At 35.7% G+C, this 14,104-nt stretch carries 13 protein-coding genes; 2 read left to right on the top strand and 11 right to left on the bottom strand.

What is annotated here, in order from left to right:
• Positions 1-115: 115 nt before the first annotated feature.
• The gene (locus tag ACQKIM_RS10660) at positions 116-1,630 is read right to left on the bottom strand and encodes a DHA2 family efflux MFS transporter permease subunit (RefSeq protein WP_427543161.1); all 1,515 of its coding nucleotides are present in this window, start codon (positions 1,628-1,630) and stop codon (positions 116-118) included.
• 155 nt (positions 1,631-1,785) lie between these two features.
• Between ACQKIM_RS10660 and ACQKIM_RS10655 the strand changes: the two genes are divergently transcribed.
• The gene (locus ACQKIM_RS10655; RefSeq protein ID WP_427543159.1) at positions 1,786-2,691 is read left to right on the top strand and encodes a TetR/AcrR family transcriptional regulator; all 906 of its coding nucleotides are present in this window, start codon (positions 1,786-1,788) and stop codon (positions 2,689-2,691) included.
• A 130-nt stretch (positions 2,692-2,821) separates the two neighbouring features.
• On the opposite strand, the gene ACQKIM_RS10650 is transcribed toward ACQKIM_RS10655, so the two are convergent.
• From ACQKIM_RS10650 to ACQKIM_RS10615, 8 genes are all read right to left on the bottom strand, one after another.
• The gene (locus ACQKIM_RS10650) at positions 2,822-3,598 is read right to left on the bottom strand and encodes a sulfite exporter TauE/SafE family protein (protein ID WP_427543156.1); all 777 of its coding nucleotides are present in this window, start codon (positions 3,596-3,598) and stop codon (positions 2,822-2,824) included.
• Between the two features lie 135 nt (positions 3,599-3,733).
• Positions 3,734-4,366 carry a response regulator transcription factor gene (locus ACQKIM_RS10645; protein WP_427543153.1) on the bottom strand — a complete coding sequence of 211 codons (633 nt, stop codon included), beginning with the start codon at positions 4,364-4,366 and terminating at the stop codon, positions 3,734-3,736.
• Entirely contained in the window at positions 4,363-5,400 is a 1,038-nt protein-coding gene (locus tag ACQKIM_RS10640; protein ID WP_427543150.1) for a PAS domain-containing sensor histidine kinase, read from the bottom strand. Before ACQKIM_RS10640 ends, ACQKIM_RS10645 begins: the two co-directional genes overlap by 4 nt.
• A 142-nt stretch (positions 5,401-5,542) precedes the next feature.
• Entirely contained in the window at positions 5,543-6,949 is a 1,407-nt protein-coding gene (locus tag ACQKIM_RS10635) for an MBL fold metallo-hydrolase (protein WP_427543147.1), read from the bottom strand.
• A gap of 15 nt (positions 6,950-6,964) precedes the next feature.
• Positions 6,965-7,534 (bottom strand): hypothetical protein, encoded by a 570-nt coding sequence (locus ACQKIM_RS10630; RefSeq protein ID WP_427543144.1) that lies wholly within the window; start codon positions 7,532-7,534, stop codon positions 6,965-6,967.
• 25 nt (positions 7,535-7,559) lie between these two features.
• Positions 7,560-8,753 (bottom strand): FAD-dependent oxidoreductase, encoded by a 1,194-nt coding sequence (locus tag ACQKIM_RS10625; RefSeq protein ID WP_427543141.1) that lies wholly within the window; start codon positions 8,751-8,753, stop codon positions 7,560-7,562.
• Between the two features lie 184 nt (positions 8,754-8,937).
• Positions 8,938-10,587: a sensor histidine kinase gene (locus ACQKIM_RS10620; RefSeq protein ID WP_427543138.1), complete on the bottom strand. Its 1,650-nt coding sequence runs from the start codon at positions 10,585-10,587 to the stop codon at positions 8,938-8,940.
• Entirely contained in the window at positions 10,584-11,285 is a 702-nt protein-coding gene (locus ACQKIM_RS10615) for a response regulator transcription factor (RefSeq protein WP_427543135.1), read from the bottom strand. Before ACQKIM_RS10615 ends, ACQKIM_RS10620 begins: the two co-directional genes overlap by 4 nt.
• A 103-nt stretch (positions 11,286-11,388) precedes the next feature.
• Between ACQKIM_RS10615 and ACQKIM_RS10610 the strand changes: the two genes are divergently transcribed.
• Entirely contained in the window at positions 11,389-12,552 is a 1,164-nt protein-coding gene (locus ACQKIM_RS10610; RefSeq protein ID WP_427543132.1) for a DUF418 domain-containing protein, read from the top strand.
• 205 nt (positions 12,553-12,757) lie between these two features.
• Here ACQKIM_RS10610 and ACQKIM_RS10605 read toward each other — a convergent pair whose 3' ends face one another.
• Together ACQKIM_RS10605 and ACQKIM_RS10600 are read right to left on the bottom strand one after the other, a co-directional pair.
• A complete protein-coding gene (locus ACQKIM_RS10605) occupies positions 12,758-13,411 on the bottom strand; it encodes an amino acid ABC transporter permease (protein ID WP_427543129.1) in 654 nt (217 codons plus the stop codon).
• A 15-nt stretch (positions 13,412-13,426) separates the two neighbouring features.
• Positions 13,427-14,080: an amino acid ABC transporter permease gene (locus tag ACQKIM_RS10600; RefSeq protein WP_427543126.1), complete on the bottom strand. Its 654-nt coding sequence runs from the start codon at positions 14,078-14,080 to the stop codon at positions 13,427-13,429.
• Between the last annotated feature and the right edge of the window lie 24 nt (positions 14,081-14,104).

The raw sequence follows: 14,104 nt of genomic DNA, 5'->3' as shown, positions 1-14,104 counted from the left end.
TATCATCACGCAAAGCAATAACCCGTTTTGTAATCGCTGTGATTACATAAACGGGTTATTTTTTTCTACTAAAAGGAAAAACCTGCCAGTAGAATTACTTCTGGCAGGTTATAAATTATTTAGTTGGTTTTTTCAAATCCATATGTGCAGCTGCACTTTCAATTTTTACACGTTTTAAGAAGAACGCAAGTACAAAGGCAATTACTGTAACACAAGCTGCTATAAAGAATGAGTGTGTAATCCCATCTAATAAGGCATTTTGCATGATTTGATCCTGCATTTGCTGCATTTGCTCAGGTGTTGGAGCTGCTCCTGATTGCGCTGCATTTGCTTTTGCCTCTGCAATTAAATCCTGGGCTGTAGCTTTTGTACGGTTATTCATGAACGTAACCATTACAGCACTACCAATGGCTCCTGCCACTTGCTGTACAGTATTATTAATAGCTGTACCATGCGGGTTCATCATTTGTGGTAATTGGTTTAAACCATTTGTCATAATTGGCATCATTACCATTGATATACCAAACATACGAATTGAGTACATAGATACGATAAATGTATAGCTTGAATCTAATTCTAATTTTGTTAAACCGAATGTTGCAACCGTTGTAATAGCTAACCCGATAATGGCTAAGATACGCGGTCCAAACTTATCAAAAAGTTTCCCTGTAATCGGCGACATAATCCCCATTACAAGTGCCCCTGGAAGCATCATTAAACCCGCTGTAAACGGATCAATCCCACGAATCGATTGTACATAAGCAGGAGTTAAAATCATACCAGAGAACATAGCCATTGACACGATAATTGAGATAGCAGAACCTAATGCAAACATCGGATATTTATAAATACGTAAATTTAACAAAGGTTGGTCCATGCGTAACTGTTTATAGATGAATATCAGTAAAGCAATAAAACCAATTGAAATTGGGCCATATACCCAAGGACTTGACCAGCCTTTATCCCCTGCAGTACTGAAACCATATAGAATACCACCGAACGCAACTGTTGATAATAGTACTGAAAGTAGATCTAAATGAACCTTACGTGTCTCCATCACGTTTTCTAATTTCCAAATACCAAACAACAAACTAATGACAGCAAACGGAATAATCATTTGGAATAGCATACGCCAATCATGGTGCTCAACAATATATCCTGATAATGTAGGACCTATCGCTGGCGCAGAAATCATTACTAAACCAAAAATCCCCATTGCTGCACCGCGTTTTTCTTTTGGAAAACTAAACAGCATTACATTCATTAAAAGCGGCGACATACTAGAAGCCCCTGCTGCTTGCACCATACGACCTGCTAGTAATACTTCGAAGTTAGGTGCAAATCCAGCCATAATTGTACCGATTGTAAAGACTGACATTGCTGCAATAAACAAATGTCTATTTTTAAAGCGTGTAACAAAGAACGCTGAAGCTGGCACTAGAATACCACTTACCAGCATATAACCTGTTGCGAGCCATTGTACTTTTGAATACGTTATACCAAAATCTTTCATGATTGTTGGTAACGCAACATTTAACAATGTGTTGTTTAGAAAAGCAACAAAAGCACCCACAAATAATATTGAAATCATGCCATATGGGGGCTTTTTCATTGTTTGCTCACTTTCCATATATATCCCTCAATTCTTTCTTGTTTTTCGATAAAACTTATTTTATACTCGCAGTCTACTTTTTTCAAGAATTAAGTCTATAAAAATTTTAAACGTTGATATATAAGCGTTTTAGATATAGAATAAGAGTATAATATTGATAAAAAGGTGAGGTTATGAATAAAAGAAAAAGACAAATCATTTCTGCTGCAAGGGACTTATTTATTGAAAAAGGATTCGTTGATACATCCATTAATGACATCATCGGTGCAGCTAAAATTTCAAAGGGCACATTTTATAATCATTTCTCTTCTAAAAATGAATGCTTAATCGCCATATTGGATGAGGGGCGTGAGGAGGCAAGTAATCGTCGCCACGAACTTCTATATGGGAAAGATCCTACCGACCTGGAAGTCTTAACACAGCAAGTCGCAGTACTTATGTATGTCAATCGTGAGCATAATTTAATTCAAATTTTCGAGTCTATATTCCATTCTCGGGATAATGAACTTAAAAAAATCATTATAAACTATCACTTACAAGAGCTAGAATGGCTTGCAAATCGACTTGTTCAAGTATTTGGAGAAGAAATTAGTCCAATAAGCTATGAATGTGCTGTACAGACACTTGGTATGATTAATCTGACATTGCGAGCTGTTTTAATTGCCGATTATAAATATATAAATCGCGAAGCAATTGTACGTGTAGCATTACGCAATATTAGCGTAATTATACCTGCTATGCTTGAATCAAAAGAAATCATTGTTAGTGTTGAAATGATTAACACCATCCAAAATGTTGTGAATTATAAAACAGTTAATAAAGACACAGTTATTGAGCAATTAAGAGGCTTTAAAAAGGGTTTAACTAAGAATGAGACAGTGGAAGGCTTAGAGTACGTGGATTTTTTATTAGAGGAACTACAGCGTGAAAAACCAAAGCTTTTTATCATAGAATCACTTCTTACACCTTTCCGTAAAGCTTTCGTTGGAACGGGGCACGTCGCAGAAGCACGTGATATTGCCAATAGCCTTTGGCGATATGTAAAAATTGAGCAACCCTCTGAGAGATGCAAAAAATAAAGTCAAGAAAGGGCTATATAGGAAGCTTGAATATGTAGCTTTCCATATAGCCATGCCTTGTTTTTTTGTCCTAGCATTTAGAAATCCATTACATTAACAGTGCTTATCTTTATTTAACACAGGCATCCTTTCATAATAAATCAATCCAAATCTTAATGGCTGTCGCTAATATTAGTACAGCTAAAATACCTTGTAGTATTTTTGTATTTATATTTTTGCCTACTTTTGCCCCTAATGGAGCTGCTATTATACTAGAAATAATCATGATGATTGCTGAATAGTACTCTACCTGTCCAGTCATGATTTTACCAATTGTACCCCCAATTGATGAAATAAATGTAATAGCAAGACTTGTGGCAATGGTCATTCGCGTTGGTATATCAAGAACGACAAGCATAATTGGAACAAGTAAAAAACCTCCTGCAGCCCCTACAATCCCTGAGCCTACTCCAACAATAAAGGCTAGGGTTACTGCTAATGGCTTGTTAAAAATTATTTCATTCATCGGCTTATCATCGTTTTTTTTCTTTGGCATAAACATCATTATCGCTGCAATCAAGGCTAGAATACCATATACAATATTAACACCGTTTTCGGATAAAAATTTCGATCCATAGCTCCCTATGAAACTACCAGCTAATATTGCTCCACCCATATAAAGAATGAGGGTTTTATTTAGATAGCCATCTTTACGATATACCCAAACTCCTGCAATGGCTGCAAAAAATACCTGAACAGCACTAATTCCTGAAACTTCATGTGCTGAAAATGCAGTTATACCAAAAAGCGGTGGAATATATAAAAGCATTGGATACTTAATAATTGAACCGCCAATTCCTAGCATTCCAGACACAAAAGAGCCAATGAAACCAATGAGGAAAATAACGATTATAAATTCTATATCCATTATTTTTACATCTCCTTCACGCTTTATATGTGCTTACAGTATAATCCCTCCGTTTTTTTAGACATATAGGGGTTTTCCACTAATCGCCTTTATCATTGTGACAGAGAACTTCAAACTAAATTAGGTTCCTCATTCTTATAAATAGCTATTCGCCAATCCATACTGAATAAGCTCTGCCTTGCTTTTCAAATGCAGTTTTTGCATAATATTTGACTTATGATTTTCAACTGTTTTACTACTTATAAAAAGTTGTTCAGCAATTTGAACATTTGTAAAACCAAGCACTGTTAGTCTTACTATTTCCTTCTCCCGAACGGTTAATATACACTTTCCCTCTTGTCCCTTATACTTAAATAATTTATTGATTAATTCCTGTGGAATACCAACATGATAAAAAGTACGCCCGTTATAGACGGCATGAATCGCCTCATAAAGTACTCCACCCTGACTATTTTTTAAAATATAGCCATGTGCATCCAAAGAAATTGCCTTTTGAATATAAGCGATTTCATTATGCATTGTTAGCATAATAATTTTGACATTATCCATTTGCTTTAAAATTTCCTCTGTAGCAGTAAATCCATCTAGACCATTTGGTATGGAAACATCCATTAGCATAACATCCGGCTCTAAAGCGATTGCTTGAGTAATAGCTTCCGCCCCATCACCCGCCTCACCAACTACCTCAACATCTTTATAATTTTCTAATAAAAGAACAATACCCTTACGGATTAAAACATGATCATCTACCACTAGTACACGAATCATTGATAGTCATCCTTCCAGTTAGGCACTGAAATCTTAATTTTTGTCCCTTGGTTATGGGCAGAAATTATATTAAAGCTTCCACCTAACAATGTTATTCGTTCCTCCATATGCTTTAAACCAAGTCCTTCTTTTTTTACCTCTTGCAGATTAAAACCTATACCATTATCTTCTATATAAAGTGTTAAGTATTCTGCCTTCTTTTCTAATCGAACAATCACCTTTGAAGCCTTGGCGTATTTCACAATATTATGCAGTGCCTCTTGTACTACACGATAAATATTGATTTCTACAGATGGATGACAACGCTCTCGAAAATCTGCATCTAACAAGATAGAAATTTCTGAATGGACCTTTTGCACAGAGTCTACAAGTGTACTTAGTGTAGGTGTAATCCCTAATTGATCGAGACTATGTGGACGGAGTTGATAGGAGTATGATTTAATATCATTCATCACTTTCTCAAGTTCATTCCGAACCTCTTCAATATAAATATGTAGTTTTTCATGCTCTTTTACATAGGCTTCAACCGCTTGCAGAGCAACTGAAATAGTAAATAATGATTGCCCGACACCATCATGTAATTCCTGTGCTAGTCTTTTATGCTCCTCTTCCTTTGCTTCAATTAATTTTTTAATAATAAACTTAGAAACTCTTGCCTCTTCTTCCCTTAATTGAAGTGTTTGATCTCGTAGAACTAGAAGAAATTCCTGCTCCTTTGTTTTACTATCTGTATAGATTAATGCCGTACTCATCTCAACGTCGATCTTACTACCATGATACGTTGGCATCTTTGACAAAAAATAGGGAACCTCATTGCGTTCTATTAAATAACATGTCTGTTCTCCTGGAGATTTTTTTCGATTTTCACAAAATGAACAATAGGGTACTCGATCCCCCATTTTCCAACCAGTTAATCGCTTAGCTGAAGGATTCATCATTAAAATTTCTCTATCGTGATTCATAATAATGATTCCATCTTGAATATATTGAAAAATTTGCTTTAAATATTTATTTTTAAGCTGTTCTTCCTCCAAGACAAGCATTCCTCCTAAACCCTTTTCATGTTGAACTTCTTTACTTTCTGAAAAATCTCAAAGGGGCATGATAACCATATTTTACTTACTTGTTTAGAAAAAAACCGCTATAAAGCATTTGCTTCTAGCGGCTTATAAAAATCTATTTATTCATAACTTTTTGTACCCAGGCTGTATAACCGCCTGTTAAATTAGTAATATCATGAATTCCATTGGCTTTTAGTACACTACAAGCAATAGCTGAACGAGCACCTGCTTGGCACTGTACAATAATTTTTTTATCTGTTTGTACCTCATTTAAACGGTTTTTTAGTGTCCCTACCATAATATGTTGGGCATTTTCAATATGTCCAGCCATATATTCTGTTTGATTACGAACATCTAGTATATAGACGCTTCCATCCTCTATTAGTGGCTTCGCTTCCAAGGGTGTTATATTCTCATAGGTTTCCTTGGATGTTGCCTCTTGTATAATTTTCTCTATATCTGCATAGCCCTCAACATTATCAATACCAATTGAGCGTAATGCTATTAATATATCATCTAGTTGGTCAGGTGCTATAAGCATATATAATGGCTTTGAATAATCAACCAGCCAACCAGCCCAATTTGTAAAAGAATTATTATAAGGAATATTCAATGTACCTGCGATATGCCCTTTTGAAAAATCAGCTGCTGATCGCGTATCAATGACTTGCTTTCCTTCAGATATAAGTTGAGAAAGCTCTGCATAACTAGATACTACTTGTACTATAGGTAAATTTTTAACAAGCTCAATTCCCACTTTATTGACCTGCTTCATTATAGCGAAATAGTACGGGGGCTCTGGCTGTCCATCTAGCAATGCATTTATAAATTTCTGTTCATCATCAAATTGCAAAGCCCAATTAAATTGCTTTTCGTATCCAACTGTCGATGATGGAACAGCACCTAACGCTTTACCACATGCACTACCTGCACCATGCGCTGGCCAAATCTGCATATAATCAGGTAAATCCTTAAAGCGATCTAATGATTTAAACATTGCCTTTGCTCCTACTAATGAGGTTCCCTTCATTCCAGCAGCCTTTTCTAATAAATCAGGACGTCCAATATCTCCTACGAATACAAAGTCGCCTGTAAAAATCCCCATTGGTTTATCAGCTACACCACCTCGATCAGTGAGTAAAAAGGAGATACTTTCAGGCGTATGTCCTGGTGTATGCATAACTTTAAAAATCAGATTACCAATAACAAACTCGTCACCATCTTTTAATAGCTGATGTGGAATTCCTTCAAGATTCTTATATTTCCAATCATTATCACCTTCATCAGAAATATACATTATCGCTCCTGTACGATCTGCTAGCTCACGAGAACCTGCAACAAAATCAGCATGTATATGTGTTTCTAAAGATCCTATAATTTCCATTTTCTCTTTCTCTGCTAGCGCAAGATAAGGCTCAATATTACGCATCGGGTCAATAATGACCATTTCCCCTTTTGCCTGACAACCTACTACATATGAAGCGTGAGCTAATTTTTCATCATAAAAATAGCGTAATAACATTTGTTCTACTCCCCTTTACGTTCTATTTTTTTCTTTTAAAATGTCTAATGTAGCCTGCACATAATTTAGAAGCCTTTGAACAGAAGGATCCTTCATCCATTTAATAATTGAAAAAACGGTAAGGTTTTGAGGTTTTTCCTCTGCCCTTTGCTGCACTATCTTTATAAAGCCCATACCTTTTTTCCCATTCTCAATCAATGGATCTATATATTCCTTAGCATTATTAATGGCATATGTTGTTGTCTGCTTATCTTGAAGAACCGCTGTAATAAAATCCATTACATCCTCTAACTGCTGTAAAATATGAACTAGCTTTGGCATTTTCTCAATGATCTGTACAATGGCAGAAAGTGTATCAAGGCTTATATTATAGGTAGAAACTAAATCCTCATATCGACTTATCGTTTTATCATCTTTTAATACAGATTTCCCAAATTCCATTACTTCGCCAACAGATTCTATCGTTTCTTGTATTTCTGGTAATTTCTCTAATAATTGTTGTAAAGAGTGTCGAATTTCTGGTTTCTCAAGCACTTCCATTAATTGATGTATTTCCTCGTTCATGCTTGTTGTTGCATTAGCCATTCATATCGCCTCCCTTCATTCGTACTTACATAGTGCCTTTTAGCATGCCATCCCAATACAAAACAGGGAGTAACTCTTTCTTCATAAAATACATACTTGCCCTTTCCACAGCTTGATTAAAAGGCATGGATTCAACAGGTTCCTTACTATAATCAAATTCAGCTAAAATCAATTTGTTATAACCTGTTACGATTGGACAGGAGGAATAGCCATTATACTTTTGTGTCATCGGCTGTTGTCGCATTAAAGCCATTAAATTATCTGTTACAACTGGTGCTTGCTTACGGATAGCAGCTCCTGTTTTTGATGTCGATAGATTTGCGTTATCCCCCAAACCAAAAACATTTTGGAATCTTGTGTGTTGTAATGTAAATGGGTTAACATCTACCCAGCCATTTTCATCCGCTAAAGGACTTGTCCTGATAAATTCAGGGGAACACATATATGGCGTAACATGGATCATATCGTATTTAATTTCCTCTAATATACCTGTATCTAAATTTTCAAAAACAGCAACTTTTGCATCAGCCTTTAATTCAATTAAATTTAGTCGGAATCGTGCATCTATTTTTTTCCGTTCTATAACTTTTTCAAGTGCCTCACGATATTTCAGTACGTCAAAAATCGCTGGATTTGCTGAACCAAAAATAATGCTAATATTGTCTCGAACATCTACCCTATTAAAATAATCCTCTGCGATATGCATAATTTTTTGAGGTGCACCACCACATTTAACTGGAGAGTTAGGATGTGTAAAGACAGCAGTACCAGATTTAAAATTACGAATCGTTTCCCATGTATAATCCACATGTTCAAATGAATAATTACTACATACACTATTGCTGCCAAGCGACTCCTTCAGTCCTTTGATAGCATTCCAGTTAATTTCAATACCTCCTGCAACCACTAAAAAATCGTATGTATAGGTTGTACCACTATGCGTAAACACCCGATTTTCTGCTGGTTTAAAGCCATTAACAGCCTCCTTTAACCAAATTGCTCCTTGAGGAATAACCGAAGCCATTTTACGTTCAGAGTCACTTTTGTTCGCTGCACCACCACCAACCAAGGTCCAGAGCGGTTGATAATAATGATTTTCGGCTGGGTCAATAATAGCAATCTCCCCTTGAAGAGCATGAGATTTCCGGAGTAAACGCGCCGCCACAGAAATACCAGCCGCTCCTCCTCCAACAATGACTACTTTGAAAGAAGTTTTCATATGTATCCCCCCTGATTATTGCCATTTTTTCGAATATGCCTTTTGTATCTTTATACTAATTGTTAGAAAATAGACTTCATATAGGGGGAATCCCCTAAAAAATTACACTTTCATGCTGAAATTTCAACTAGAATGACAACAAGGGGTAGTACATAGTGAATCATCACTTGTACTACCCCTATTTTTATTGCGATTTACAATGAAATGTTAAAACAAAAACTGTGCCACCTGAGTCTGAACGAACGTTGATTGATCCGTTATGCAGATCAATCAATTGCTTAGTAATAGCTAATCCCAACCCTGTACCAGTAGTATCATCTGTCGTATTAGTACCTCGATAATATCGTTCAAATAAATTATCTAGCTCTTCCTGCGGTATACCAGGTCCTTGGTCCGTGATTGTCATTACTATAGATTTATTGATTTGCTGTGCCTCCACCATTACTTTGGTGCCTTTAGGTGTATATTTCTTAGCATTGGTAATCAAATTATCTAAAATACGTTTTAATAAAAGCTCATCTGCTTCTAGCATAACATCTCCATAGACATTTACAGATACTTGCTCATCTACGAACTTCGGTAGCCACGAGGCAAGCGGTAACAGCACTTTTTCAAGTTGAATGGCTTTATTTTTCAATTGATACGTATAGGTCAAATCCTGAATAAGTGCGTCCATATACGTTGCCTTTTCCTGCATTGTACTTGCAAAAATACGCATTTCCTCCATTGACCAATGATAGTCTTCTGAAGCAAGCATAGTGGAGTAACCATAAATTGAGCTAAGAGGTGTTTTTAAATCATGTGATAGCCCCGTAATCCACTCTTCACGTAATTGCTCTGCCTGTTTAATTTGCCTTTCGTTAAAAGTAAGTCGTTCTGATAAATGGTTGAGAGATTCATCCACAGGTTGAAATAATTTAAATTTCCTTTTTAGCTTCCCTGTCTTCCGATGATGAATATTCTTATCACTTACCTCACTATAATCAAACTGAGTAAGTCGATCAATTCTAGATAATACATAAACAAGTGGTCGTACAAATTGACGGGAAATGCTTATAGATAAAAAAATAACACCAATTAACAAAATAATATGTCCACCAAAAAAGATGGAGATAAATAACAGCATTGCTTTATTAAAGGGCTCCTCAAATGGCTTATACGATGGATTGGGCATCCGTACAACCAGCGTTGAGCTGTTCTCTAAAGCTGCACTCTGTGTTAACTCTGCATGCTCAAAAATATCATATTTTTCTTCTAGTAATTGTGGCTTATGGAGCTTTTTATAATGCTCTCCAATAACTTCTACACGGTCCCATTGCTCATTATAGATTTCAATAGCTGCCTTTTTATCCTGAATACGTTGGAGTAGTTCTGTGGATATCTCACCTTCTTCTTTCCAACTTTGAAGTGCGCTCTCAAAAAGTGGCTGAACAGGTGATACTGGCAGAAATAATAAATAATAATTAGGAATCTCCCACGTATGCATACCTGGTTTCTTAAGATTCATTATCTCACTATCGGACATTCCGCATAGCTCACACAAGTCTCCTGTATAATCAACAATGTTCATGGACTGATTGAATAAATATAATTGCCCTGCATTCTCCTTCGCTCTCTTTACTAAATAATCAGCAATTTGAATGGATGCTCCCTTTTCTACGATAGCATCATCTTTAATTTCATAGGAGCTCATTACATGAATATTGTCGCCCACTCGTTTATTGATAAAGATTCCGAAGGACACTAAACTAATGATAAAACCCGAGATAATTAGCAAATAAAATACAATGAAATAAGACACAAAGCGAAGTGTTAATTTTCTGGCAGGCTTCATGAAAGAACATCTCCAACAAGTTTATAACCAATACCTCTAACAGTTATAATGCACGCTGGTTTACCTGGATTTTTTTCTATTTTTTCTCGTAGTTTTCGAATATGCACCATCACAGTATTATCATCGAATAAGCAATCGCCCCATACACGCTCATAAATTTGCTCCTTTGATAATACCTGTCCAGCATTTTCGCATAAATATTTTAATAGATGAAACAATCGGCCACTTATAATTTCCTTTATCCCATCCACTGTTATCTCTGCCGCATCAATATCAAATGTAAATCGACCACATGCAAAAAGATTGTTTTGTCGTACATCCTTCTTTTTTAGATAGCGTCCAAGCTGTACCTTCACCCTCGCTACCAGCTCAAGTGGATTAAATGGCTTCGTAATATAATCATCTGCACCGTTCATAAACCCCCTAAGCTTATCTGCATCACTACCCTTGGCAGTTAAAAAGAATACAGGTGCATCACTACGTTCACGAATAAGATTCGCCATATCTATCCCATTTCCATCTGGCAGCATTATATCTAATAAGTAAAAATCAAAGCTTTTCATCTCTAAGTTCTTTCTCGCTTCTTGCACTGTGCTACATAATGTGATGTTTAAAAATCCATCTTTTCTTAAGATAATTTCAATCATCTCCGCAATAGCACGTTCATCCTCTAACACTAAAATTGACGCATCTTGCATTCTATCACCTACTTTTAAGATTACTTTAAGGCTGTCATTATTTCACCATAAGCTTCACCAAGTACACTATGTATAAGATAACCAATTAAGGAGATAAAACGCAATGACAACAAACCGTGTAACCTTCATTGATACAATGCGTGGATTTAGTTTATTTGGCATCTTAATGGCGAATTTACTGATTTTCCAATTTGGTATGTATGGTAAAGATGAGCTTCAGCATCTTTCAACCATCGATAATGGTGCTTTATATTTTGTTAAAATCTTTATCGAAGGATCATTCATGCCTATTTTTACAATTTTATTTGGCTTCTCTCTTATTAAAATGATTGAATCCATTCGAAAAAGAAAAAATAAAAGTCGCTGGTCCATTTTACGTCGTGCCACTGGGCTTATTGTACTTGGCTGGCTTCATTCCACACTACTATGGGAGGGAGATATTCTTCTATCCTATGGCTGCATGACTCTATTTTTACTCCCTTTTATTAACCGTAAGCCGAAAACACTTTTTATTTGGGCAGGAATTCTTTTTGTACTGACAACTGCTTTAACATTCGGTTATATGGATCCAAATAAAAAAGAACAAAAAGAGTTAGCAACTTACATCGAGCAAGCCAATGATGTGTATGCACATGGAAGCTATTTAGAAATTTTTGATTTTCGAGCAAATGCTTTACCTCCTGGAATGGATGATCCTGCATTTATTTTTATCATCCTTATATTTGCACCTATCTTCTATGCCCCATTGTTCCTACTTGGTATGGGACTTGCTAAAAAGCAAGCATTTGTGAATATGGAGGATGAGAAGAAATGGTATAAGCTAGGTTCATTACTCGTTCCGATAGGGATTGCTTGTAAAAGCTTTAGTTTTATAGAAAATAATTTTTCGAATCTCTTGTTAATGGGAGGCTCACAGCTTTTAGCAATTGGCTATGTCTGCCTAGCAGCACTATTATTTAAATCTCGTCCTGTTCAATTGCTCTCTCCTGCCTTTGAAAGTGTTGGTAAATTATCACTTACCAATTATCTAATGCAAACCATGATTTGTACAACAATCTTTTACGGATATGGACTAGGCTTATATAGCAAACTGGGCGTTTTTGGCGGCATTGTATTCGGAATTGTAGTTTATAGCTTGCAATGTGCGTTTAGCATTGCCTATTTAAAGAAATTTAAACGCGGACCATTCGAAGCAATACTGCGAGCATGGACAAATTGGTCATGGAATGGGCAGATTAAGAAGAAAGGACAGATAACACATGAATAGTGACACCAAAGAGGACTTCACAGACACATGGTGGTTTTTAGGCATCTGTGCAGCTGTAGCTGTGGTATTAACATTTCTTTCTAATAGATAGACCCTCTTTAACTATCATTTTGAAAATTAAACCCCTAAACTAGATAAATATATCCAAGTTTAGGGGTGCACTATAAATAGGATCGCTTCTAACTTTTATAAATAATATAATTTATTAATTACTTACATTCAATTCTAAACGACGTGCAACTAAAGAAAGTGCAAAATTTACAATGAAATAAATAATAGAAACTAAAATGAAAACAGGAATAATATAATTAATATTTTGAGCGTTGATTACTTGTGCATTATGCATCATCTCGGGTAGCGCAATAACAACTGCTAGCGATGTATCTTTTAGAAGTGAAATAAACTGACTAACGATCGGAGGAACCATACGTCGTACCCCTTGTGGTAAAATAATATACCATAATGTTTGTATATAAGATAAACCAGACGAACGACCTGCCTCCATCTGCCCTTTATGTACAGAGTTTAAGCCACTACGGATAATTTCTGCTAGCATTGCAGATTCAAAAATTGTCAGGGCTAAAATAGCAGACCATGTAATACTTAATTTAATTCCTACTTCTGGCAAGGCAAAGTATACAAAGAAAATAATTAATAATAGTGGTAAATTTCTTATCACTTCAACAAAAACAGCTGAAATTTGCGCAATTATGGGTATGTTGGCAAAACGAAAAATACCTAGAATTGCCCCTAAAATAAAGCTCAATAAAATAGAAATACCTGCAACTTTTAGCGTCACCCAAAAACCTTTCAATATAAAAACAAAATGATCAGGGCTATATGCTCCAATAAAGTCCATTTATCTAACCCCCTACTAGTTGCTCTTCGCTAAGCTTTTTTCTAAACGATTAACACCATAGCTTAACGGAAGCGTAATGATTAAATAAAAAAACGCTATAAAAATATACACATCAAAGGTTACGAAAGTTCTTGAAGAAATCAAATCACCTTGATACATTAGCTCGCCTGCAGCAACAATAGTTAAAATCGATGAGTTTTTCACGAGATTCAAAAATTGATTGCCTAATGGAGGAATAACAATTTTAATAGCTTGAGGTAGAATGATATAACGCTTAGTTTGGATATACGTTAAACCTGAAGATCTTGCTGCCTCTGTTTGGCCTTTATGTACAGACAAAACACCTGCACGAATAGCCTCTGCGATAAAAGCAGCAGTATATACTGTCAACGCAATTGTGCCCGCTTGGAATCCACTAAATCGAGCACCTAAAACTGGTAATCCCACAAAGATGAAAAATAAAATAATTAACAACGGAATATTACGGAAAAATTCGACATAAATTGTACCAATCCAGTTCAAGGGTTTGATGGGGGCAATTCGAAATACAGCGATTAATGTTCCTAGAATAAAACTACCAACCAATGCTAACAAACTTACAACTAAAGTATTTTTAAAACCCTCAAGAAACATCCCCATATTATCTGAAAGAATAGTAAAATCTAGCATTCAATTTTCACTCCAATCCAATAC

This window comes from Lysinibacillus sp. NPDC047702 (assembly GCF_050272555.1).
GTDB lineage: Bacteria > Bacillota > Bacilli > Bacillales_A > Planococcaceae > Lysinibacillus.
The sequence above is the reverse complement of the archived record's forward strand: the minus strand, read 5'-3'. Positions and strand labels throughout refer to the sequence as shown.